Consider the following 23792-nt stretch of genomic DNA (forward strand, 5'->3'; position numbering starts at 1 on the left):
GGCCGGCCGAAAGACAGTTCGGCCGGTCCCGGCAGGAAGCAGAGACGACAGGTGACAGAAGCGATCCTCCTGGTCGGCGGCAGAGGCACCCGGCTGCGTCCGCTCACGGTGCACACCCCCAAGCCGATGGTCCCGGCGGCCGGGGTCCCCTTCCTGACGCACCAGCTGGCGCGGGCGAGGGCGGCGGGCGTGGAGCACGTCGTCCTGGCGACCTCGTACCTGGCCGAGGTCTTCGAGCCCTGCTTCGGCGACGGCTCGGCGCTCGGCCTCCACCTCGAGTACGTCACCGAGGAGGAGCCCCTCGGCACCGGCGGAGCCATCCGCAACGTGGCCTCGCGCCTGCACTCCGGCCCCGACGACCCGGTCCTGATCTTCAACGGCGACATCCTCACCGGCCTGGACATCCCGGCCCTGGTCCGCACCCACGAGACCTCGGGCGCGGACGTCTCCCTGCACCTGACCCGGGTGGAGGACCCGCGGGCGTACGGCCTGGTGCCCACGGACGCGACCGGCCGGGTGACGGCCTTCCTGGAGAAGCCGCAGACCCCCGAGGAGATCGTCACCGACCAGATCAACGCGGGGGCGTACGTCTTCCGCCGCTCGGTCATCGACACCATCCCGGCGGGCCGCCCGGTCTCGGTCGAGCGCGAGACCTTCCCGGAGCTGCTGGCCACCGGCGCCCACCTCCAGGGCATGGTGGACTCGACCTACTGGCTGGACCTGGGTACTCCGCAGGCGTTCGTGCGCGGCTCCGCGGACCTCGTCCTCGGCCGCGCCCCCTCCCCGGCGGTGCCCGGCCGCTGCGGCGACCGCCTGGTCCTGCCCACCGCGTCCGTCGCCGAGGACGCCAAGCTGACCGGCGGCACGGTGGTCGGCGAGGGCGCGTTCGTCGGTGAGGGCGCCCGCATCACCGGCAGCACGGTCCTGGAGGGCGCAGTGGTCGAGCCGGGGGCGGTCATCACGGACTCCCTGATCGGCGCGCGGTCCCGCATCGGCACGCGCTCCGTCCTGACCGGCACGGTCGTCGGCGACGGCGCGACGATCGGCGCCGACAACGAACTGCGCGAGGGCGTCCGGGTGTGGTGCGACGCCCGCATCCCGGCGGGCGCGGTCCGCTTCTCCTCGGACCAGTAGCCGCCTACAGCCGGCCGATGTCCCACACGGGCATCTTCGGCACCCTTCGCGGCGGCGTGCGGCCCGACAGCAGGATGAACCGGGCCGCACGGTGCCGCTGGCCCGCGTACGGCTCCAGCAGCGACAGCATGACCTCGTCGTCCGCGTCCCGGTCGCCGGCCAGCGCGTACCCCACGATCCGGGGCAGGTGCAGGTCCCCGACCGTCACCGAGTCCGCCGCACCGTGGCTGCGCTGCACCACCTCCGCGGAGGTCCACGGCCCGATCCCGGGGATCAGCTCCAGCCTGGCCTGCGCCTTCACCGGGTCGAAGCCCACGGCCTCCTCCAGCCGCCGCGCCACCCGCACCGCGCGCAGGATCGTCGACGCCCGCTTGTCGTCGACGCCGGCCCGGTGCCACTCCCAGGAGGGGATCAGCGCCCAGGTGCGCGGCGCCGGCATGACGTGCATCCGCCCGGCCGCGGGGCCCGGCGCCGGCTCGCCGAACCTCCGGACGAGCAGCCGCCACGCCCGGTACGCCTCGTCCGTGGTGACCTTCTGCTCCAGGATCGACGGGATCAGCGACTCCAGCACCAGGCCGGTGCGGGTCAGCCGCAGTCCGGGGCGGCGGTGCCGGGCCAGCGCGACCAGCCGGTGGCGCGGTTGGAAGGCGGCCGGGTCGTCCGCCGCGCCGAGCAGCTCGGGGAGCTGCTCCAGCAGCCACTCGGCTCCCGGTCCCCATGCCTCCGCCTCGGCGACCCCGGCCCGCAGCGCCACGCGCAGGGTCCCGGGGCCGGCGGGCGTCAGGGTGGCCCGCCACACGGAGCCGTCGGGTGTCGTACGGAAGGTCGGGTCGCCGGGTCCCCGGCGCAGCGGGCCGAGCACCAGCCCGAGGTCGATCGGTTCCGGCGGTGTCCAGGTCCGGCGGCGGCCGGGCGCGGCCGCGGGGTGCGGCACACCGCCGGGCACGGCGACATGGCCGCCGCGCACGGTGGTGCGCGTCGGTCCGGGGGTGAAACGTCCGGCCACGGGTGAGGTCCTAGGGGTGCTCGGTGTGCCCTACGAGGGTAGGCGCTCCGCGGACCCGGACGGGACGACTCCGCCCGGCCCGCCCCGTAGGGCGCTCGCGGCGCGCGCAGGCCCGTCCGCCCGGCGCACCCCGGGCCGCCCCTGCCGCGCCCGGCTCAGCGGACCTCGACGAACGCGGCGGCGTCCCGCGCGGGGCGCGGCTTCGGCTCCTCGGCCGGGTGCCCGACGGCCACGGCGCCCATCGGGTCCCAGCCCTCGGGCAGCTCCAGCACCTCCCGGACGACATCGCGGCAGAACATGGTCGAGGACACCCACGCGGAGCCCAGCCGCTCCCCGGCGAGCGCGACGAGGAAGTTCTGCACGCCCGCCCCGGCCGCGACGACGAACATCTCGCGCTCGGCGCCGTCCCGCCGCGGATCGCCGTAGGAGTGGGAGCCGTCCATGACCAGGCACGGCACGACCAGGTACGGGGCCCGGCGCAGCACGTCGCCGCGCCGCACCCGCTTGGCGACGGACTCCTCCGACTTGCCGTCCCGCCGCAGGTCCGCGATCCACGCGTCCCGCATGGCGTCCAGCAGGCGCGTGCGGGACTCCTCGGACTCCAGCAGCACGAACCGCCAGGGGGTGGTGTGGTGCGGCGCGGGCGCGGTCACCGCCGCGGCCACCGCGCGCCGGACGGCACCGGGGTCCACGGGTTCGTCGGTGAAGGCCCGCACGGTCCGCCGCTGCGTCACCGCCTCCCGTACGGCCTCCGAGGTGCCGAGCCGGAACATGTCGTCGCGGGCGCCGCGCACCAGGGACCGGGTCCCCCCGCCGTCGTCCTCCGCCACCACGTGCGCCAGCCCGCGCACCACGGCGACGGGCAGCCCGGCGGCCTTGCCCTTGACCAGGTCACCGGCCGCGGCCAGTTCGTCGGCGGTGGCGACGACGGTCGCGCTCAGCGGGTTGCCGTACGCGTCCGTGCCCCCGCGCAGGTCGTCCAGCACCCGGACGCCCGCGGCTCCGATGGCGACGTCGGTGAGCCCGGTGCGCCAGGGCCGCCCGAAGGTGTCGGTGACGACGACGCCGACGTCGACCCCGAGGGCGTCCCGCAGTCCGTCGCGCAGGGCGCGCGCGGAGGCGTCGGCGTCCTCGGGCAGCAGCAGCACGGTGCCGGACGGTGTGTTCGAGGCGTCGACCCCGGCGGCGGCCATCACGAGCCCCTGCCGGTTCTCGACGATGCGCAGGGCGCCGCGGCGCGCCACGACGCGGACCGTCTCGGCGTCGATGGCGGCCTCGCGGTCGGCCGCCTCGACCGTCCTGCCCTCGGCCTTGGAGACGATCTTCGAGGTGACGAGGAGCACGTCACCGTCGGCGAGCGAGGGCTCGGCCGCCGCGATGAGCTTGGCGAGGTCGTCGCCCCGCTGGATCTCCGGGAGCCCGGGCACGGCCCACACCCGGTAACCGGGAGCCGTGCCGCCCGCCGTACCGCCCGTGGACAGGCCGCTCAAGCGCCCCGCACCTCCTCCGCCAGCGTCAGCGCCTCGCGGGCCATCTGCTCGGTGGCCTCCAGGTCGGACATCAGCAGCGGTACGGCCCGGCAGCGGATGCCCGCCGACTCCACCCGCTCCACGGCCGAGGCGTCCACCGTGTCGACGAGCCAGCCGTCGAGCAGGCCCGACCCGTAGTGCTCGGCGACCGCCGCGGCCGTCGACTCGACGCCCACCGCGGCGAGCACCTTGTCGGCCATGCCCCGCACGGGCGCGTCCCCGACGATGGGGGAGAGGCCGACCACGGGCACGCCCGCGTCGGCGATCGCCTCGCGGATGCCGGGCACGGCGAGGATCGTGCCGATGGACACCACGGGGTTGGACGGCGGGAAGAGCACCACGTCGGCCTCGGCGATGGCCTCCAGCACCCCGGGCGCGGGCTTCGCCTGCTCCGCGCCGACCGGCACCACGGCCTGCGCCTCCACGGAGGCCCGCAGCCGCACCCAGTACTCCTGGAAGTGGATGGCCTTGCGCTCGCCGTCGACCTCGACGGCGACGTGGGTCTCCACGCGGTCGTCGGACATGGGGATCAGGCGCACGCCCGGCTGCCAGCGGTCGCACAGAGCCTCGGTGACGGCGCTGAGCGAGTAGCCCGCGCCCATCATCTGGGTCCGCACGATGTGCGTCGCGAAGTCGCGGTCGCCGAGCCCGAACCACTCGGGACCGACCCCGTACGCGGCGAGCTCCTCCTTGAGGTGGAAGGTCTCGTCGGCACGCCCCCAGCCCTGCTCCTCGTTGATGCCGCCGCCGAGCGTGTACATCACCGTGTCGAGGTCCGGGCAGACCTTCAGCCCGAAGAGGTGGATGTCGTCCCCGGTGTTGCCGATGACCGTGATGTCCGCGTCCGGGGCGGCCCGCTTCAGACCGCGCAGGAACCGGGCACCACCGATGCCGCCTGCCAGAACCACAATGCGCATGGGGTTCAGTCTGGCAGGCGCGGCCGACAATCCGTCAGGCGGTCACCACATCCTCCGCGTCGTGCGCGGCGCCCGCGGCGCACTGGACGCCGTGCATCGGCATCTCGGTGAGCCCCGGGTAGTAGATGTGCAGGCTTATGGCCGGCTCCAGCGTGTCGTTGACCACCTCGTGGACGTAGCCGGGGGCGAAGACCCGCTGCGCGCCCGCGCCCAACGCGCGCGTGCCGCGCTCGGTGCGCTCGGTGAGGGCGCCCTCCAGGACCGTGAGTACGCCGGAGGAGCGGCCGTGGTCGTGCAGTCCGCTGCCCTGGCCCGGCACCCAGGACAGGAGCCACACCTCGTACCCGGGGCCGGTGCGCAGCCGGTGGTACCAGCGGGTGGTGGCGTCGTAGCGGACGAGGTGCTCCCACTGGGAGCGGTCGCCGGCGATGGTCCGGGCGAGTCCGGCGAACTCGGCCACGGTGACGGGGTGCTCGCGCGGCGGCTGGAGCAGGTGCGGGACTTCGAGGATGTCGCCGGCGATCTGGAGGTCGCTGTCGCTGTTCATGGGTGCGGTGGTTCCTCGGCGGGAGAGTGCTGGGGTGTCGCAGACGGTTTCCGTCCGGATCGCGGACGGCGGGGGTGCCCGGGTGGGGGCGGACAGTCACCTCGACGAGGCGAGGCGGCCGGAGCGCGGTGGGCTCAACAGCCGGGACAGCAACAGCTACAGCGAGCGCGGGCAGCACCGAGCGACCCGGCGGTCCGGGTCGAGGTGAGTGCCAAGTTCGCGAGCATGCCCACTAGGAGATCGGCTCACACCTCGACTGTCAACTTCGTGTCCGCCATGTGGGAGATGTTTCACCTCATCCGGTCCAACCGAAAGGCGAAAGGTTTGTTCACCCGGATCTCCGGACACATGGCGCACAACCGGGAGCACAAACCTCGCCGCGTTCTCGTGATCCAACTGTGATCATGTTCGCTTCGGTGTTCGTGCCGGAACGAGATCGAACTCCTGGACGTCCTCTCCTTCACAGGGGTCGAGGTCCGGTACGGGTCCCGCTCGGTGTCAGGGTTTATGCCGATTTGAACACTTTCCGCATAGCCTTGGTTCCGCAGAGTGAATAAGGGGCCCAATAGCAGATCTCGGCTTGACTGGCCCGGATCGGCACACTTGTAATTTCACTCGTGTCGTTCAGCCGAAATCGGTAACGGCAGCATCACGGGGACGCGAAGACGGACGAGGGGCGCACATGACCGAGCTGGTGGAGCAACTGCTGGTCGACGACGCGGACGAGGAACTCGGCTGGCAGGAGCGCGCGCTGTGCGCCCAGACCGACCCCGAGTCCTTCTTTCCCGAGAAGGGCGGCTCCACCCGAGAGGCCAAGAAGGTCTGCCTCGCCTGTGAGGTCCGCTCCGAATGCCTCGAGTACGCGCTGGCCAACGATGAGAGATTCGGGATCTGGGGCGGCCTGTCCGAACGGGAGCGACGGCGGCTGAAGAAGGCCGCGGTCTGACCGAAAGACACCGAGTCTCCCGTACGGATACGTAACGTCCGGCCCGTCGCAGGTGGGTTGTCCACAGGCGGCGGGCCGCTGTGCTGCTCAGCCGTTAGTGTGGGCCCTCGTCCGAGACGTCCCGCTGTCCCCGCCGGACACAGGCGTCCACCGCAGTCCACCGAACCGGGGCCCGTACCTCGATGTCCGTGCACAGTCATACGGCAGGCCACTACGACACTGCCGCCGCGCCGTTCGACGCGGCCCGCCCGCCCGAGTTCCCGCGTCACGTGGTGACCGCGGTGCTCGTCTCCCACGACGGCGCCCGCTGGCTGCCCGAGGCCCTCGCCGGGCTGCTCGGCCAGGAGCGCCCCGTGCAGAGCGCGGTGGCGGCCGACACCGGCAGCGCGGACGACTCCGCCCAGCTCCTCACCGACGCGCTCGGCGCCGACCGGGTCCTGCACCTCGCCCGGCGCACCGGCTTCGGCCAGGCCGTCGAGGAGGTCTCCCGGACCGCCGGCGTGCTCACCCCGGACGACCTGCCCTACCTGAAGCGCCCGAGCGGCTGGGACCCCGTCACCCGCACCTGGCGCGACGACGCCTACGACCTGCCCGAACTGCCGCACGGCGAACCCCTGCAGTGGCTCTGGCTGCTGCACGACGACAGCGCCCCCGAGCCGGACGCCCTGGCCCACCTCCTGCGCGTCGTGGAGAACGAGCTGGAGCTCGGCAGGGACGTGGCCGTCGTCGGCCCCAAGCTCCGCGGCTGGTACGACCGGCGGCAGCTCCTGGAGGTCGGCGTCACCATCGCCCACTCCGGCCGCCGCTGGACCGGCCTGGACCGCCGTGAGCAGGACCAGGGCCAGCACGACCACGTACGGCCCGTCCTGTCCGTGTCCACCGCCGGCATGCTGATCCGGCGTGACGTCTTCGAGGAGCTCGGCGGATTCGACCGCCGGCTGCCCCTCATGCGGGACGACGTCGACCTGTGCTGGCGCGCCCAGGCCGCCGGACACCGCGTCCTCGTCGCCCCCGAGGCGGTCGTCCGCCACGCCGAGGCGGCCTCCCGCGAGCGCCGCACCGTCGACTGCGTGGGCCGCACCTCCGCCTCCCCGCACAAGGTCGACAAGGCCGGCGCCGCCTACACCCTCCTCGTCAACGCCCGCACCGCGCAGCTGCCCTGGATCCTCTTCCGGCTGGTCCTCGGCACCCTGGTGCGCACGGTCGCGTACCTGGTCGGCAAGGCCCCCGGACAGGCCGTCGACGAGATCCGCGGCCTCCTGGGCACACTGCTGCGCCCGGAGCGGATCATCGCCGGCCGCCGCAGACGCGGCACCCCGCAGGTCGACAAGGGCGAGCTGCGGGCGCTGTTCCCGCCGCCCGGCGCCACCGTCCGGGCCACCGTCGAGCAGGCGGCGGGCAGTCTCGTCGGCCGTTCCGACCCCGAGGTCACCACCGGCGCCGGACGGCACGGCGGCGCGGTCGAGTCCGGACCCGGCGGCGACGACGCCGAGTTCCTGGAGGTCGAACAGTTCGCCCGGCTCAAGCGGGCCGCGCGCAAGCCCGGCCCGATGCTCTTCGTCGTCCTGCTCTTCGTCTCGCTCATCGCCTGCCGCGAACTGTTCGGCGGGGGCGCGCTGGCGGGCGGCGCGCTGCTGCCCGCGCCCGCCGACTCCTCCGGGCTCTGGTCGCGCTATCTGGACGCCTGGCACGCGGTGGGCACCGGCGGCACGCAGTCCGCGCCGCCCTATCTGGCCCTCGTCGCCATGCTCGCGAGCGTGCTGCTCGGTTCCACCGGGCTCGCGGTCACCGTGCTCCTCGTCTGCTCCGTGCCGCTGGCCGGCTTCGCCGCGTACTTCGCCTCGCGGCCCCTGGTCGAGTCACGGCTGCTGCGCGCCTGGGCCTCCGTCGCGTACGCCTTCCTGCCCGCCGCCACCGGTGCGCTCGCCGGCGGCCGCATCGGCACCGCGGTCCTCGCGATGCTGCTGCCGCTCATCGCGCGGGCGGGCATCGCCGCCGCCGGCCTCGCACACGCCTCCGGCGCGCGCGGCAGCTGGCGCGCGACCTGGGCGTACGCACTGCTGCTCACCCTCGCGACCGCGTTCACCCCGATCGTGTGGCCCATCGCGCTGGTCCTCGGCCTCGCCCTCCTCGCGGTGCGCCGCCGGGACATCACCGCCTACGGTCCGCGCTTCCTGGCCCAGCTCGGTACACCGCTGCTGGTCCTCGCCCCCTGGTCACTGACGCTGCTCCCGTTCGGCTTCTTCACGGAGGCGGGCCTGGAGTACGGCGAGGGCGCGGCCTCCGCGCTCGACCTGCTCGGCGCTAGCCCGGGCGGCCCCGGCACCGTCGGCGGGCTGATTCTCATCGGCATCGTGCTGGCCGCCCTGGCCGCCCTGATGCGCTCCGAGCGGCAGCGGGCCGCCCGCACCGCCTGGGCCGTCGCCCTGGTCGCCCTCGTCTTCGCCGTGCTGTCGAACAGCTCGGCGTGGGCCGGACCCGCCACCCTCGTCTACGGCATCGCCCTCCTCGGCGCCGCCGTGGTCGGCGCCGACGGGGCACGCGCCCGCGTGGCCGAACAGAGCTTCGGCTGGCGTCAGCCGGTGGCCGCGCTCATCGCGTTCACCGCCGCCGCCGGCCCGCTGCTCGTCGGCGCCGGCTGGATGATCCGCGGTGCCGACGGGCCCCTGGAGCGGCGCGACCCGGTGCAGGTGCCGGCGTTCGTCGCCGAGGAGAGCGGCACCCGCGACCAGGCCCGCACCCTCGTCCTCGACAGCGACACCGCCGCGCGCGTGGGCTACACGCTCGTGCGCGGCTCCGGTGCCCGCCTCGGCGACGCCGAACTGGCCGCCGCGGGCGGCGAGAACGCGAAGCTCGGCAAGGTCGTCGCCAACCTGGTGGCCGGCTCCGGCGCCGACCAGGCGGACCAGCTCGGCGGCTTCGCCGTGCGCTACGTCCTCGTCCGCAAGGGCGCGCCCCGCGAGGTCAGCCGCGTCCTGGACGCGACGCCCGGCCTGAGCAGGCTCAGCCAGCAGGACGGCGGCGCCCTGTGGCGGGTGGACCGTCAGGTCTCGCGCGTCGCCGTGGTGCCGAAGTCCGGTGAACCGCAGGCCGTCGCCGCCGGCCCCGTCGACGTGCACACGAGCGTGCCCGCCGGCCCGGCGGGCCGCGTTCTGCGCCTCGCCGACGCGGCCGACGAGGGCTGGACCGCCACCCTGGACGGTAAGCCGCTCACCCGCACCACGGTCGACGGCTGGGCCCAGGGCTTCCAACTGCCCACCTCCGGCGGCCGACTCGACGTCACCTTCGACACACCCGTGGGACACACCGCGTGGCTGTGGACGCAGGGCGCGCTCGCCGTCGTCCTCGTGGTGATGGCCCTGCCCGGCCGCCGCCGCGACGTCGACGACGACCTCCCCGAGGAGGAACTCGCCGTCCCCGCCCAGGAGGTGACCGGCGAGGGCCGCCGCGCCCGCCGACTGCGCGCGCAGGCCGAGGCCGACGCGGAGCACCCCGGCGAGGGCGACCCCGCCGCCCCGGCCCCCGACCGGGCGCCGCAGGAGGTCCCGGCCGGCATCCCGCAGCAGCAGCAGCCGTACGACGAGTGGGACGCGGCGAGCTACGCGGGCGCCGACTACGGCAGCTACGGCGCCGAGCAGTACCAGGGCAACCCGCAGCAGTACCCGGCGGACACGTACGAGCAGCCGTACCAGGCCGACCCCTACCAGGGCGGCCAGTACGACCCGTACGCCTACGGGAGCACGACGGGTTACGAGCAGACGTACCACCAGGGCTACGACCCGGCGTACGACCCGGCACAGCCCCCGCTGCCGCCGCAGCCGCCGCACGGCACCGACAGTGAGCGCCCCGACGGGAGCCAGCAGTGAAGCGCACCACCGTGTCCCTGATCGCGGGGACCACCGCCCTCGCCGCCGTCACCGGCTTCGCCGCGCTCACCGCGCCCGGCGCCGCGGGCGGCGACACCGCGCGGTCGGCGGCCCGGCTGCCCGTCGAGCGCACCAGCCTGCTCTGCCCGCAGCCCAGCACCTCCGACCTCGCCGAGACCGCGTACACGTCCTACACGCCCGTCTCCAAGGGCACCGGCAGCGGCGGCCGGGCCGAACTGCGGTCCGCGGCGGGGGAGTCGGCGGACGGCGCCAAGGGCGGCAAGGAGAAGAAGAAGCAGGACGACGAGCCGGTCCTGTCGCCGAAGGAGCCCGGCAAGCCGGTCACCGGCGAGGAGTCCGGGGCCGACGCGCCCGCCCTGATGGGCACCGCCGGGGGCAGGTTCGCCCCGGGGTGGACCGTCCAGCAGACCACCGAGGTGGCCGCGGGCACCGGACGCGGACTGCTCGGCGCCAACTGCACGGCTCCGGACACCGAGTTCTGGTTCCCGGGCGCCTCCACCGCCGACGACCGCACCGACTACGTGCACCTGACCAACCCCGACGACTCGGCGGCGGTCGCCGACATCGAGCTCTACGGCAAGGACGGCGCCCTCAAGTCCACGGTGGGCGAGGGCATCACGGTCCAGCCCCACTCCAGCGAGCCGATCCTGCTGTCCACGCTCACCGGCAAGCCGCAGACCGACCTGACCGTGCACGTGACGGTCCGCAGCGGCCGGGTCGCCGCCGCCGTCCAGTCCCTCGACGACAAGCTCGGCGGCGACTGGCTGCCCGCCGCCGCGGACCCGGCGGCCGGTCTCGTCCTGCCCGGCATCCCCGAGGACGCCACGTCGGTGCGGCTGGTCGCCTTCACCCCCGGTGACACCGACGCCGACCTCAAGGTGCGGCTGGCCTCGCCGTCCGGCCCGATCACCCCGGCCGGGCACGAGACCCTGCACGTGAAGGCCGGCATGACCGCCGCCGTCGACCTCGGTGACCTCACCCGCGGGGAGGCCGGCTCCCTGGTGCTGTCGCCGAGCGACTCCTCGGTGCCGGTGGTCGCGGCCCTGCGCGTGGTGCGCGGCAAGGGCGACAAGCGGGAGACGGCCTTCATCCCGGCCACCGCCCCGGTCGGCAGCCGCGCGACGGTCGCCGACAACCGCGCCAAGGGCAGCACGCTCGCCGTGACCGCCCCGGGCGGTTCCGCCAAGGTCAGGGTCACGGCGTCGGCGGGCAGCGAGGGCGGCGAGGCGGTGACGAAGACGTTCACGATCAAGGGCGGCACCACGCAGAACGTGGCCGCGCCCGTCCCGAGCGGCCTCAAGGGCACGTACGCGCTGACGGTGGAGCCGCTCTCCGGGGGCTCGGTCTACGCCTCCCGGATGCTGGCCTCCCCGGTCGAGGGGGTGCCGGCGTTCACCGTGCAGACCCTGCCGGACGACCGCGGGACGGTGGCCGTGCCGCACGCCGAGCAGGACCTGTCGGTGCTGCAGAAGCGGTGATCCGCGGGGCCGGTTCAGTCCTCGCCGTAGCGGGGGTCCACCGTCTCCGGGGTCAGGCCGAGGATCTCCGCCACCTGCTCCACGACCACCTCGTGGACCAGGGCCGCGCGCTCGTCGCGGCCCTTGGTGCGGATCTCCACCGGACGCCGGTAGACGACCACACGCGCGTGGTGGCCCTCCCGGGCCGGGATCGTGCCGCCCAGGGGGACCGCCTCGTCGTTCCAGCTCTCGCCGGCGGCCCCGAGGCGGGGCACCTCCAGGACCATGAAGTCGATCTCGGCGAGCTGCGGCCAGCGCCGCTCCAGACGCTCCACGGAGTCCTGCACCAGGTCCGCGAACACCTCGGCGCGGCTCGCGGCGAGCGGCACCTGCGGGGGCGCGACGGGGCCGCGCATGCCCCTGCCGTGGCGGTCGCGGCGGCGGGGCCCGGGTGCGGCGGCGCGGGGCGGTACGGGGTTGTCCATCACCGACGAAGCGTAGTCCCCGCGGGAGCCGCGCGCCGGGCTCCACGCGCTGTCCGGGGAAGGCACGGCATGTCGCCGGATGACCATTCCAGCCAAGATCGGGCTCGATTCCGTATCTCTCCGCGACCGTCGGCCTCATGGCAATTGACGTGGTTTGCACCGGGTGATGACCGGTTCCGCGTCGGACGCGTTCGCTGCCGGACGGTGTACTCCCAGGTCAGACAGGGGTGTTCGGAGATCCAAGTGAGCGGTCTCACAACCCGACACGGTGGGGTGACCTGGGGGAGAGTCGTCGCGGCCCGCTCAAGAGTGCGGTACCGTCCAACGTCGTGAGCCCTGTACGTCGCTGTTCGCGCACCGCTTGCGGCCGTCCCGCCGTCGCGACGCTGACGTACGTCTACGCCGACTCGACCGCGGTCCTCGGCCCGCTCGCCACCTACGCCGAACCCCACTGCTACGACCTGTGCGCCGAGCACTCCGCCCGCCTCACCGCGCCCCGCGGCTGGGAGGTCGTGCGGCTGTCCGACGGGTCGGCCCCCTCCCGTCCGAGCGGCGACGACCTCGAAGCGCTCGCCAACGCGGTGCGCGAGGCGGCCCGTCCGCAGCAGCGCACGGCGGAGGCCGGCGGTGGTGCCCGCACGGCCGACCCCATGGAGGTCGCGCGCCGCGGCCATCTGCGGGTGCTGCGCTCGCCCGACAACTGAGGCCGAGCCGCCCGCCCTTCACGATCTTGAGTCCGTTTCTCACAGCTCGGCACGACTCGTCACCCTCCGTTACCGCACGCACCCGTCGTGCTCGCCGGGCTGTGCGCCGCGGCCGTGCTCGGAGCGCACGCGCGCGAAAGCCGCCGAACGGGCCGCCACCGTCCACGAGTTGCGGTTCGCCGTCCTCGCCGCGACGTCCGTGGCGGCGTACGCCTACGTCATGAACCCCTCCGTACCATCGGCCCGTGGTGCGGCACGGCTCGGCGGCCCCCGGCCGGCTACCCCCTGAACCGCAGGCCGGCGAGTGTGCCCGCGCCGCCGGGCCCTTCACGCCGGACGGCCGGTCCGTACGGGTAGTTTGGGGGCCACTGCTCGCATCCAGGAGGGTTGGCCGTGGCTGCTGATCTGTCGCAGATCGTGAAGGCGTACGACGTCCGCGGGGTGGTCCCGGACCAGTGGGACGAGCCGCTGGCCGAGCTGTTCGGGGCGGCCTTCGCGCACGTGACCGGCGCGGACGCGATCGTGACCGGCCACGACATGCGGCCCTCGTCGCCCGGTCTCGCGCGCGCCTTCGCCCGCGGTGCCGCCGCGCTCGGCGTCGACGTCACCGAGATCGGCCTGTGCTCCACCGACCAGCTCTACTACGCCTCGGGCGCCCTCGGCCTGCCCGGCGCCATGTTCACCGCGTCGCACAACCCGGCCCGGTACAACGGCATCAAGATGTGCCGGGCGGGCGCGGCCCCCGTCGGCCAGGACACCGGCCTCGGCGACATCCGCGAACTCGTGGAGTCCTGGGCCGACTCGGGTACCCCCGTCTCCGAGGCCGCTCCGGGGACGATCACCCGGCGCGACACACTGGAGGACTACGCGGCGTACCTGCGCGGCCTGGTCGACCTGACCTCCGTCCGCCCCCTGAAGGTCGTCGTCGACGCGGGGAACGGCATGGGCGGGCACACCGTGCCCACCGTCTTCGCCGGACTGCCCCTGGACCTCGTCCCGATGTACTTCGAGCTGGACGGCACGTTCCCGAACCACGAGGCCAACCCGCTCGACCCGAAGAACATCGTCGACCTGCAGAAGCGGGTGCGCGAGGAGGGCGCCGACCTCGGCCTCGCCTTCGACGGCGACGCCGACCGCTGCTTCGTGGTGGACGAGAACGGCGACCCCGTCTCACCGTCCGCGATCACCGCCCTCGTCGCCTCCCGCGAGCTGGCCAAGCACCCCGGCGGGACGGTCATCCACAACCTGATCACCTCCTGGTCGGTGCCCGAGGTCGTCCGGGAGAACGGCGGCGAGCCGGTCCGCACCCGCGTCGGCCACTCCTTCATCAAGGAGCAGATGGCCAGGACCGGCGCGATCTTCGGCGGCGAGCACTCCGCGCACTACTACTTCCGCGACTTCTGGAACGCGGACACGGGCATGCTGGCCGCGCTGCACGTCCTCGCCGCGCTCGGCGGCCAGGACGGCCCGCTCTCGGCCCTCGTCGCCCAGTACGACCGCTATGCCGGGTCCGGCGAGATCAACTCCACGGTGGACGACCAGACGGCCCGCCTCACCGCGATCCGGACGGCGTACGAGGGCCGCGAGGGCGTCACCCTCGACGAGCTGGACGGCCTGACCGTCACCGCCGGCGACTGGTGGTTCAACGTCCGCCCCTCCAACACCGAACCGCTGCTGCGTCTGAACGCGGAGGCCCGCGACGAGGCGACGATGGCGAAGGTGCGCGACGAGGTCCTGGAGATCATCAGAGCCTGACCCACCGGCTCCGCAGGGCGCGGGGCGGCACTCCGGAGGGGCGTCACCCGCCCCGCGGGACCCGCGGCGGGCGGGGGCGGACGGCCGGGGCCGCCCCCGCGCCGGGCAGATGTCTCCCACTCCCGCGCCCCCCTGCCCACGGCGGTACCCTGACCAGGCCGCATCCACCTGTTCGGAAGGACACCCCATGCCGCTCGAAGCCGGCCTCCTGGAGATCCTCGCCTGCCCGGCCTGCCACGCCCCGCTCACGGAGCAGGAGAGCGAACTGGTCTGCACCGGCCAGGACTGCGGCCTCGCCTACCCCGTCCGGGACGGCATCCCCGTACTGCTCGTCGACGAGGCCCGCCGCCCCGCGTAAAACGACGGACCGGTGCCACACCGGTGATCGGAGCTGTCGCCCCATGCTCGACGAAACGCTGCTCGACGACCCCGAAGCCCTCGCCCGCGCCGACCGCCGCGAACTGCTGCGCGGCGCCGCCGAGGCCGGAGCCCGGGTGCGCACCGCCGTCCGGCACGCCACCGAGGCGGGCATCCCGGACCTGAAGCCCGAGGGCCGCCCGCGCGGCGTCCTGATCGCCGGACCCGGCATGGCCGCCACCGGGGTCGCCGAATTCCTCGGCACCCTCGCCGGGGCGAGCTGCCCCGTCACCCGGCTCACCCCCGTGGGCGTCGCGCCCGCCGCGGGCGCGCTGCGCTGGGAACTCCCCGGCTGGGCCGGCTCCGTCGACCTGCTCCTGATCGCCACGCCCGACGGCTCGGAGCCCGGCCTCTCGCTCCTCGCCGAACAGGCCTACCGGCGCGGCTGCACCGTCGCCGCCGTCGCCCCGCCCCGTTCCGCGCTGACCGAGTCGGTCGACGGCACGCACGGCCTGTTCGTCCCGATGGCCACCGCCCCCTACGAGCCGACCGAGCCCCTGACGGCCTCCGCGCCCGGAGTCCTGTGGGCGCTGCTCACCCCGCTGCTCGCCCTCCTGGACCGCACCGGCCTGCTCTCCGCGCCGCCCGAGGCCCTCCAGAAGGTCGCCGACCGGCTCGACCAGGTCGCCGAACGCTGCGGCCCGGCCGTCGCCACGTACGGCAACCCCGCCAAGACGCTCGCCGCCGAACTGGCCGACGCGCTCCCGGTGGTCTGGACGGAAGGCGTCTCGGCGGGCCCCGCCGGCCGCCGCTTCACCGCAGCGCTCGCCGAGCTCGCGGGCCGCCCCGCCCTCACCGCCGAACTCCCCGAGGCCCTCGCCTCCCACAGCGTCCTGCTCGCCGGGGCACTCGCCGCCGGCGCCGACCCCGACGACTTCTTCCGCGACCGGGTCGAGGAGCAACAGGCCCTGCACGCACGCGTGGTGCTGCTGCGGGACCGCCCCATCGGCGGCCTCACCGCCGCCCCCGCCGCCCGGGAACTCGCCCTCGGCCACGACACGGCCATCAGCGAACTCGAACCCGAGGAGGGCAGCGAACTGGAGACCCTCGCGGAACTGATCGCCGTCACGGATTTCGCCGCCGTTTACCTGGCGCTCGCTTCGAGGGCCTGATCTTGAGCCACGCCTCCCCGCCGCCCGGGGAGGCCCCGGCCGGCGCCCGCCGGGCTGCGTACGTACGGAGAAGAAGACAGAGCATGGACCGCCTCGACAACACCGTCCGCCCCTACGCCTGGGGTTCGACCACCGCCATCCCGCGGCTGCTCGGCGTCGAGCCGACCGGGGAGCCGCAGGCGGAGATGTGGATGGGCGCCCACCCCGGCGCTCCCTCGCGCACCCCACGCGGCCCCCTCGACCGGGTCGTCGAGGCGGACCCCGAGAGGGAGCTCGGCCCGGCGGCCGTCGCCCGGTTCGGCCCCCGCCTGCCGTTCCTGCTCAAGCTCCTCGCGGCCGGCGCCCCCCTCTCCCTCCAGGTGCACCCCGATCTCGCGCAGGCGAAAGCGGGCTTCGCGGACGAGGAGAGCCGCGGCATCCCGGTCGACGCGGGCCACCGCAACTACAAGGACGCCAACCACAAGCCCGAACTCATCTGCGCGCTCACCGAGTTCGACGGCCTGTGCGGCTTCCGCGCCCCCGAAGCGGCCGCCGAGCTGCTGGCCGGCCTGGACGTCGACTCCCTCAAGCCGTACGTCGACCTGCTGCGCGCCCACCCCGAAGAGGCCGCCCTGCGCGAGGTGCTGACGGCCGTACTCACCGCGGACCGCGAGGAGATGGCCCACACCGTCACCGAGGCCGCGGCCGCCTGCGACCGCCTCGGCGGCTCCTACGCCCCGTACGCGGCCATCGCCCACCACTACCCGGGCGACCCCGGCGTCATCGCGGCGATGCTCCTCAACCACGTCCGACTGCAGCCCGGCGAGGCCCTGTTCCTCGGCGCCGGCGTCCCGCACGCCTACCTCGAAGGACTCGGCGTCGAGATCATGGCCAACTCGGACAACGTCCTGCGCTGCGGCCTCACCCCCAAGCACGTCGACGTCCCCGAACTCCTGCGCGTGGTCCGCTTCGAGGCGGGCGACCCCGGCGTGCTGCGCCCGGAGGCCGCCCCGGACGGCGAGGAGGTCTACGAGACCCCCATCGCCGAGTTCCGCCTCTCCCGGTACGTGCTGCCCGAGAGCACGGCCCCGCACGACCTCACCCGGCCCACCCCGCAGATCCTGCTGTGCACGGCCGGTTCGGTACGGGCGGACGGGATCACGCTCTCCCCGGGCGAGTCCGTGTTCGTACCGGCGGGCGAAAGGGCCGAAGTGTCCGGACCCGGAACGGTCTTCAGGGCCACCGTCATCGCCTGATCGAGTTCGCGCGACGGGCTGGCGGGCACTAGTCCGGGCGGGCTGCAACAATGGCCCATCGCAAAGGGCGGGCAAAGGCCCGGTGACTGGCAGAGGGCGAAGGGACACCCCGGACACATGAGCGCGTCAGGCGGCACCAAGGCGATCGTGGCGGCACTCGGCGCCAACCTAGCGATCGCGGCATCGAAGTTCGTGGCGTTCCTCTTCAGCGGCTCGTCCTCGATGCTCGCCGAGTCCGTGCACTCGCTCGCCGACTCCGGCAACCAGGCCCTGCTCCTGGTCGGCGGCAAGAAGGCCCAGCGCGAGGCGACCCCCCAGCATCCGTTCGGCTACGGCCGCGAGCGCTACATCTACGCCTTCCTCGTCTCGATCGTCCTGTTCTCGGTCGGCGGCATGTTCGCCGTCTACGAGGGCTACGAGAAGATCAAGCACCCGCACGAGCTGGAGCACTGGTACTGGCCGGTGGGCGTGCTGGTCTTCGCGATCATCGCCGAGAGCTTCTCCTTCCGCACCGCCATCAAGGAGTCCAACCCGCTGCGCGGCAAGGAGTCGTGGAAGTCGTTCATCCGCCACGCCAAGGCCCCCGAGCTGCCGGTCGTCCTGCTGGAGGACTTCGGCGCGCTGGTCGGCCTGGTCCTCGCGCTCGGCGGCGTGGGCCTGGCCCTGGCCACCGGTGACGGCGTCTGGGACGGCATCGGCACCCTGTGCATCGGCATCCTGCTCATCCTGATCGCGCTCGTGCTGGCGGTCGAGACGAAGTCCCTGCTGCTCGGCGAGTCCGCCGGCCTGGACGCCGTCAAGAAGATCGAGGCGTCCGTCGTCGACGGCGAGACCGTCACCGGCATCATCCACATGCGCACGCTCCACCTCGGCCCCGAGGAGCTCCTGGTCGCCGCCAAGATCGCGGTCCGGCACGACGAGACGGCCGCGGAGGTGGCCTCCGCGATCAACGCCGCCGAGGCCCGCGTACGCGAGGCGGTCCCGATCGCCCGCGTCATCTACCTGGAGCCGGACATCTACAGCGAGACCGAGGCCGCCAAGGGCCCGGACCGCGAGGCCTCGCCCGGCGGACCGGCGCAGGTCACCGAGCACTGACCCGGCGGCCGGTACACGCCCCGGCCGCGCACACGACGACGGGCCCGCCTGATCCCAGGCGGGCCCGTCCGTGTCCGGCCTGTCCGGCCTGTCCGGCCCCTCAGACCCGCACGGCCCATGGCGGCGCCGACGGGACCACCCGCCGCCGGGCCACGAGCGCGGCGATGCCGAACCCCAGCCCGGTGAGCGCCGGGGCCAGCCCCGCCACCATCGCCACCACCGACACGACGAGCGGCGTACGGCCGTCGAGAACCCGGGCCTGTACGGCACCGGCGGGCACCGTCCCCCCGTGGTCCTCCGGGAAGGAACGCGAGTCCCGGGCGTTCACCCGGTTGTCCCCGAGCAGGAACAACCGCCCCGGCGGCACCGTCACCTCGTACGGCCGATGCGTCCCGTCGGCGACGCCCTCCCGCACGTACGGCTCCTCCAGCGGCCCGCCGTTGACGGTGATCCGCTCCTCGGACGGCACTCCGGCGCCCGCAGAGGCTGGCGATCCCCGCCGGACGCGCCGTCCGCGGGCCCGCACCGCCCGCCGACGGGCGCGACCGAGAGGCCACGCCCCCGGGAGATCGGCCCGATGTGATCGGAGGCGGACTGGGGTCGCCCGGCCCACCGGTGTAGCTTGGTGACTGAGCCAGACGTCGCTGCTGATGGCGGTCGGGCGGCCCCGCGAGGGCCGGCCGAGGGAGAGAGGGCCTCCGACGGACTGCGCTGCGCGCACCGAGGCATGCCCGTGACCCGCTCGGGCAGGCGTGTGCCCGACGCCGCGCAGACCAGCCCTACCCACCTCGCCCCGATCCCGAGGAGCAGCTCCTTATGACCACTGTCGACAGCCGACAGGACTTCAAGGTCGCCGATCTCTCCCTGGCCGCGTTCGGCCGCAAGGAGATCACCCTGGCCGAGCACGAGATGCCCGGCCTCATGTCCATCCGCAAGGAGTACGCCGAGACGCAGCCCCTCGCGGGCGCCCGCGTCACCGGCTCCCTGCACATGACGGTGCAGACCGCCGTCCTCATCGAGACCCTGGTCGCCCTGGGCGCCGAGGTCCGCTGGGCCTCCTGCAACATCTTCTCCACCCAGGACCACGCCGCCGCCGCCATCGCGGTCGGCCCGAACGGCACGCCCGAGAACCCGCAGGGCGTCCCGGTCTTCGCCTGGAAGGGCGAGACCCTGGAGGAGTACTGGTGGTGCACGGAGCAGGCGCTGACCTGGCCGAACACCCCCAGCGGCGGCCCGAACATGATCCTGGACGACGGCGGTGACGCCACCCTCCTCGTCCACAAGGGCGTCGAGTACGAGAAGGACGGCAAGGTCCCCTCGGTCGACACCGCCGAGTCCGAGGAGCACCGCGCCGTCCTCGAACTGCTGCACCGCACCATCAGCGACGGCTCGCAGAAGTGGACCCAGCTCGCCTCGGAGATCCGCGGCGTGACCGAGGAGACCACGACCGGCGTCCACCGCCTGTACGAGATGCACCGCGACGGCACCCTGCTGTTCCCGGCGATCAACGTGAACGACGCCGTCACCAAGTCGAAGTTCGACAACAAGTACGGCTGCCGCCACTCCCTGATCGACGGCATCAACCGCGCCACCGACGTCCTCATCGGCGGCAAGACGGCCGTCGTCTGCGGCTACGGCGACGTGGGCAAGGGCTGCGCGGAGTCCCTGCGCGGCCAGGGCGCCCGCGTGATCATCACCGAGATCGACCCCATCTGCGCTCTCCAGGCGGCGATGGACGGCTACCAGGTCACCACCCTCGACGAGGTCGTCGAGCAGGCCGACATCTTCGTCACCACCACGGGCAACAAGGACATCATCATGGCCGCCGACATGGCCAAGATGAAGCACCAGGCGATCGTGGGCAACATCGGCCACTTCGACAACGAGATCGACATGGCCGGCCTCGCCCAGATCCCCGGCATCGTCAAGGACGAGGTCAAGCCGCAGGTCCACACCTGGACCTTCCCCGACGGCAAGGTCCTCATCGTCCTCTCCGAGGGCCGCCTGCTGAACCTGGGCAACGCGACCGGCCACCCGTCGTTCGTCATGTCCAACTCGTTCGCGGACCAGACGCTGGCCCAGATCGAGCTGTTCACCAAGCCCGACGAGTACCCGACCGACGTCTACGTGCTGCCGAAGCACCTCGACGAGAAGGTCGCCCGCCTCCACCTCGACGCGCTCGGCGTGAAGCTCACCAAGCTCCGCCCCGAGCAGGCCGCGTACATCGGTGTCGAGGTCGACGGCCCCTTCAAGTCGGACCACTACCGCTACTGAGCGCACGCCTCAGCAGACGGTGAGCGCGTGGTGCACTGACGCGCCCACCGGCAGCAGGTCCCAGGCAGGCCCCCGCACCCCGGTGCCGGGGGCCTGCCCGTTGCCGGACCGAACCCGGAGAATCCAGGACCCCCATGCCCCGCGGCCGTTATTCGCTCCACGATCCGCACGATCACACCCCCCTCGCCGAAGAACACTTCCACTGCGCGCCCGGCCCCTCCGGCTGGCGCTACGTCTCGCAGCTCACCACCCCCGCCGGCGACCACGCCGGCTCCGTCGACCTCGCCCTCGACGAACTGGGCCGGCCCATCCGCCTCGAACTGCACGCCGCGAGCTGGCAGGTCCGCGGCGCGGCCCTCGACGGCGTCACCTGGGTCCGCACCGACCCCACCGGCACGGAGGCCACCGAGGGCAACGTCCGCGCCCACGCCTTCACCGGCACCTCACCGGCGTTCCTCGTCGCCACCGCACGTCTGCTGCGCCTCACCCCCGATGCCGCCGCCACCCGCGTACGCCTGGTCGCCTTCACCGACCCGGTCCTCGCCCCCCGCACCCTCGACCAGTCCTGGGCCTTGATCTCGAGAGAAGCACACACCACTGACAACGGCCCCCTGATCGTGGACGCGTACCAGGTCACAGCCCTGGACACCGGCGAGCAGAACACCGTCCACATCGCGGGCGACGTGGTCCTCGCGGCACCCGGAATCGAGCTGGAACACCTGGAGACGCCCCCGTCGTCCTTCTCCTGACGCGGGCCTGGGACGAGCTGGTCAGGCCGGCGGCGCGAAGTTGGTCGAGGGCCGCCCGGACTCCGCGCCGGGCCGCTCGTCCCGCGGCTGCTCGGCCACGGGCGAGACCGGCCGCGGCGGGGACTGCGGCGGCTGCCAGTGATCGGGCACGGCCTGCTGTGGCTGCTCGTGCGCGGGGCCCGGCCGCCACGGCTGTCCCGCGCTCGCCGCCGCCGGGCCGGCCGCGCCGAAACCGCCGCCCGGTACCGGCGCCGGACCGACCGCCGCCGGGTACGCCCCGGGCCAGGCAGGACCGGGACCGAAACCAGGACCCGCCGCGACGGGACTGCCGCCCTGGCCGAACGTACGGCGCACCTCACGGGCCTGCCGCTCCTGCACCACCGCCGCCAGATAGGCGGCCGGCGGAACACCCTGCGGCGCCGGAGTGCCCGTGCACGCCGCGATGTCCCCGGCGAGCCGCTGAGCCATGGTCCAGCCGACCTGCGGGTCCAGCTGCTGCATCCGCGTCAGGTACTGGCGCACGGCGAGCCACAGCCCGTCCGGAACGGCGGACAGGTCCAGCCCGGAGAAACGTCCCGCCAGCCAGGGCGGCGGCGGAGGCACGAAGGAGGCGCGCCCCGTGGGCACCCGCTCCCGTACGACCAGCGTCCCCGCGAACACGTCACCGACCCGCCGGCCCCGCGCCGAGACGAGCGACGCGATGCACGCCACGACCCCCAACGTCATCAGGATCTCGACGACACCCACCGCGCCCCGCACCAGCGCGTGCCGGAACCGGATCGGCCCGCCGTCGTCCCGCACCACCCGAAGCCCGCAGGCCAGCTTCCCGAGCGAGCGCCCGTGGCTGAGCGTCTCGACGGCGATCGGCCCACCCACCAGCACCAGCAGGAACGTCGCGATCGACACCGCGACCTGCGCCGCCTCGTCCAGGCTCGCGGTGGAGATCACCAGCACGATGGACACCAGGATGTAGACGACCATCGCCACGATCAGGTCGAGCAACACCGCCAGCGCCCGGCTCGGCAGTTTCGCCGGGCGCAGCTCCAGCGCCACCGCCTCGCCCGTCACCAGATCACTCACGTGCGCCGTCCTTCCCCTGACCTGCCCCGAGAACCGCCAGTCTGCCAAGCTGAGGGCGCATCGCGCCGCGGTACGACAAGCTGACACGCAGTACGAGAGGACGAGGAGCAGCAGAACCGATGGACCTCGACGTCTTCGTGTCCACCCACCGTGCCGAGTGGGACCGCCTCGAAGCCCTGCTGAGCCGCCGCCGTCGCCTGAACGGCGCCGAGGCCGACGAGCTCGTCACTCTCTACCAACGCACCGCCACCCACCTCTCCCTGATCCAGTCCAGCGCCCCGGACCCCCAGCTGACCGGACGCCTGAGCCAACTCGTCGCACGCGCGCGCAGTGCCGTGACGGGAACCCGCCGTGCCTCGTGGCGCGACGTCACCCGCTTCCTGACGCACGGGTTCCCCGCCGCCGTCTACCGCTCCCGGCACTGGTGGGTCCCCACGGCCCTGCTCTCCACGGTGGTCGCGGCCCTCCTGGGGTGGTGGATCGCCACGCACCCCGAGGTCCAGTCCTCGATCGCCGCCCCCGACGAGCTGCGGCAGCTCACCCGTCCCGGTGGAGAGTACGAGACCTACTACTCCAGCCATCCGGCGGCGTCCTTCGCCGCCCAGGTCTGGACGAACAACGCCCAGGCCGCCGCGATGTGCCTGGTCCTCGGGGTGTTCCTGGGGCTCCCCGTCATCTGGATCCTCTTCCAGAACATGCTCAACCTGGGTGTCGGCATCGGCCTGATGTCGTCGGCCGGCCGCTTCGACACCTTCCTGGGCCTCATCCTTCCGCACGGCCTGCTGGAGCTGACCGCCGTCTTCGTCGCGGCCGGCACCGGCCTGCGCCTCGGTTGGACCCTGATCGACCCGGGCCCCCGGTCCCGTCGCATCGCCCTCGCCGAAGAGGGCCGCGCCGCCCTGGGCATGGCCATCGGCCTCGCCCTGGTCCTGTTCGTCTCCGGCGCCATCGAAGGCTTCGTCACGCCCTCGGGCCTGCCCACCTGGGCCCGAATAGGCATCGGCATCGTCGCCGAACTGGCCTTCCTCGCGTACGTCTATGTCCTGGGCGGACGCGCGGCCCGCTCGGGCGAAACGGGTGACGTGGAGGAAGCCGAACGCAGCGCGACCGTGCCGACCGCCGCCTGATGTGCGTTCGGCCCCGCTGAGCTGCTAGTCTCCTCTTCGCCCCAAGGGACCTGTTGACACGGGACCTACGGGGAGGTAGATTCGAACAGTTGCCTAGAACTGGACACGTCCGGTGGCAACCGCTAGTTTCTAGCTGCTTCCGGAGACAATCGATTCACTCGATTACGGGGAAGCCACTTCTGACGATTCAGAGAAATTGCAGCCGGTCAGTCCGGCCGAAAACTTCTGATAAAGTCGGAGTCGCCGGAAAGGGAAACGCGAAAGCGGAAACCTGGAAAGCACCGAGGAAATCGGAACCGGAAACGGTCTGATAGAGTCGGAAACGCAAGACCGAAG

20 protein-coding genes are annotated in these 23792 nt (G+C 73.4%); 13 read left to right on the plus strand and 7 right to left on the minus strand.

What is annotated here, in order from left to right; genetic code table 11:
* Positions 1 to 51: 51 nt before the first annotated feature.
* Positions 52 to 1134, plus strand: a complete 1083-nt coding sequence (locus ACFYQQ_RS38590; protein WP_355786830.1) for an NDP-sugar synthase — start codon at positions 52 to 54, stop codon at positions 1132 to 1134.
* A 4-nt stretch (positions 1135 to 1138) separates the two neighbouring features.
* Here ACFYQQ_RS38590 and ACFYQQ_RS38595 read toward each other — a convergent pair whose 3' ends face one another.
* From ACFYQQ_RS38595 to ACFYQQ_RS38610, 4 genes are all read right to left on the minus strand, one after another.
* Positions 1139 to 2140: a DNA-3-methyladenine glycosylase 2 family protein gene (locus ACFYQQ_RS38595; protein ID WP_355786833.1), complete on the minus strand. Its 1002-nt coding sequence runs from the start codon at positions 2138 to 2140 to the stop codon at positions 1139 to 1141.
* 155 nt (positions 2141 to 2295) lie between these two features.
* Positions 2296 to 3630: a coenzyme F420-0:L-glutamate ligase gene (locus tag ACFYQQ_RS38600; protein WP_388907200.1), complete on the minus strand. Its 1335-nt coding sequence runs from the start codon at positions 3628 to 3630 to the stop codon at positions 2296 to 2298.
* Positions 3627 to 4586 carry a 2-phospho-L-lactate transferase gene (gene cofD, locus ACFYQQ_RS38605; RefSeq protein WP_355787144.1) on the minus strand — a complete coding sequence of 320 codons (960 nt, stop codon included), beginning with the start codon at positions 4584 to 4586 and terminating at the stop codon, positions 3627 to 3629. Before cofD ends, ACFYQQ_RS38600 begins: the two co-directional genes overlap by 4 nt.
* 34 nt (positions 4587 to 4620) lie before the next feature.
* Positions 4621 to 5133 (minus strand): cysteine dioxygenase family protein, encoded by a 513-nt coding sequence (locus ACFYQQ_RS38610; protein ID WP_355787147.1) that lies wholly within the window; start codon positions 5131 to 5133, stop codon positions 4621 to 4623.
* Positions 5134 to 5815: 682 nt separating this feature from the next.
* On the opposite strand from ACFYQQ_RS38610, the gene ACFYQQ_RS38615 reads away from it, so the two are divergent.
* From ACFYQQ_RS38615 to ACFYQQ_RS38625, 3 genes are all read left to right on the plus strand, one after another.
* Complete coding sequence (locus ACFYQQ_RS38615; protein ID WP_030377564.1) at positions 5816 to 6079, plus strand: WhiB family transcriptional regulator; 264 nt, start codon at positions 5816 to 5818, stop codon at positions 6077 to 6079.
* A gap of 182 nt (positions 6080 to 6261) precedes the next feature.
* A complete protein-coding gene (locus tag ACFYQQ_RS38620; RefSeq protein ID WP_356173088.1) occupies positions 6262 to 9945 on the plus strand; it encodes a glycosyltransferase in 3684 nt (1227 codons plus the stop codon).
* The gene (locus ACFYQQ_RS38625; protein WP_356173091.1) at positions 9942 to 11444 is read left to right on the plus strand and encodes a DUF5719 family protein; all 1503 of its coding nucleotides are present in this window, start codon (positions 9942 to 9944) and stop codon (positions 11442 to 11444) included. Before ACFYQQ_RS38620 ends, ACFYQQ_RS38625 begins: the two co-directional genes overlap by 4 nt.
* A gap of 14 nt (positions 11445 to 11458) precedes the next feature.
* Here ACFYQQ_RS38625 and ACFYQQ_RS38630 read toward each other — a convergent pair whose 3' ends face one another.
* Entirely contained in the window at positions 11459 to 11908 is a 450-nt protein-coding gene (locus ACFYQQ_RS38630; protein WP_355790641.1) for a metallopeptidase family protein, read from the minus strand.
* Between the two features lie 329 nt (positions 11909 to 12237).
* Between ACFYQQ_RS38630 and ACFYQQ_RS38635 the strand changes: the two genes are divergently transcribed.
* The 6 genes from ACFYQQ_RS38635 (at position 12238) to ACFYQQ_RS38660 (ending at position 18226) form a co-directional block, all read left to right on the plus strand.
* Positions 12238 to 12612 (plus strand): DUF3499 domain-containing protein, encoded by a 375-nt coding sequence (locus ACFYQQ_RS38635; RefSeq protein WP_356173093.1) that lies wholly within the window; start codon positions 12238 to 12240, stop codon positions 12610 to 12612.
* A 393-nt stretch (positions 12613 to 13005) separates the two neighbouring features.
* Complete coding sequence (locus tag ACFYQQ_RS38640) at positions 13006 to 14367, plus strand: phosphomannomutase/phosphoglucomutase (protein WP_355784291.1); 1362 nt, start codon at positions 13006 to 13008, stop codon at positions 14365 to 14367.
* Positions 14368 to 14554: 187 nt separating this feature from the next.
* Positions 14555 to 14725, plus strand: coding sequence for a Trm112 family protein (locus ACFYQQ_RS38645; RefSeq protein ID WP_121402559.1), 171 nt, complete (start codon positions 14555 to 14557; stop codon positions 14723 to 14725).
* Positions 14726 to 14768: 43 nt separating this feature from the next.
* A complete protein-coding gene (locus ACFYQQ_RS38650) occupies positions 14769 to 15896 on the plus strand; it encodes an SIS domain-containing protein (protein ID WP_355784288.1) in 1128 nt (375 codons plus the stop codon).
* Positions 15897 to 15979: 83 nt separating this feature from the next.
* Positions 15980 to 17131 carry a mannose-6-phosphate isomerase, class I gene (gene manA / locus ACFYQQ_RS38655; RefSeq protein WP_355784287.1) on the plus strand — a complete coding sequence of 384 codons (1152 nt, stop codon included), beginning with the start codon at positions 15980 to 15982 and terminating at the stop codon, positions 17129 to 17131.
* 117 nt (positions 17132 to 17248) lie between these two features.
* Entirely contained in the window at positions 17249 to 18226 is a 978-nt protein-coding gene (locus ACFYQQ_RS38660; RefSeq protein ID WP_355784285.1) for a cation diffusion facilitator family transporter, read from the plus strand.
* Between the two features lie 100 nt (positions 18227 to 18326).
* Here the strand turns inward: ACFYQQ_RS38660 and ACFYQQ_RS38665 are convergent, their stop codons facing one another.
* Positions 18327 to 18695: a S26 family signal peptidase gene (locus ACFYQQ_RS38665; RefSeq protein WP_355784282.1), complete on the minus strand. Its 369-nt coding sequence runs from the start codon at positions 18693 to 18695 to the stop codon at positions 18327 to 18329.
* A gap of 347 nt (positions 18696 to 19042) precedes the next feature.
* Here ACFYQQ_RS38665 and ahcY point away from each other — a divergent pair, with 347 nt between their 5' ends.
* Together ahcY and ACFYQQ_RS38675 are read left to right on the plus strand one after the other, a co-directional pair.
* Positions 19043 to 20500, plus strand: coding sequence for an adenosylhomocysteinase (gene ahcY, locus ACFYQQ_RS38670; protein WP_355784279.1), 1458 nt, complete (start codon positions 19043 to 19045; stop codon positions 20498 to 20500).
* A gap of 134 nt (positions 20501 to 20634) precedes the next feature.
* The gene (locus ACFYQQ_RS38675; protein ID WP_355784276.1) at positions 20635 to 21249 is read left to right on the plus strand and encodes a hypothetical protein; all 615 of its coding nucleotides are present in this window, start codon (positions 20635 to 20637) and stop codon (positions 21247 to 21249) included.
* 21 nt (positions 21250 to 21270) lie between these two features.
* Here ACFYQQ_RS38675 and ACFYQQ_RS38680 read toward each other — a convergent pair whose 3' ends face one another.
* Positions 21271 to 22329 (minus strand): RDD family protein, encoded by a 1059-nt coding sequence (locus ACFYQQ_RS38680; RefSeq protein ID WP_356239606.1) that lies wholly within the window; start codon positions 22327 to 22329, stop codon positions 21271 to 21273.
* A gap of 119 nt (positions 22330 to 22448) precedes the next feature.
* On the opposite strand from ACFYQQ_RS38680, the gene ACFYQQ_RS38685 reads away from it, so the two are divergent.
* Positions 22449 to 23456: a stage II sporulation protein M gene (locus ACFYQQ_RS38685; protein WP_355794797.1), complete on the plus strand. Its 1008-nt coding sequence runs from the start codon at positions 22449 to 22451 to the stop codon at positions 23454 to 23456.
* Positions 23457 to 23792 lie beyond the last annotated feature (336 nt).

This window comes from Streptomyces sp. NPDC005496 (genome assembly GCF_042872045.1).
Lineage (GTDB): Bacteria > Actinomycetota > Actinomycetes > Streptomycetales > Streptomycetaceae > Streptomyces.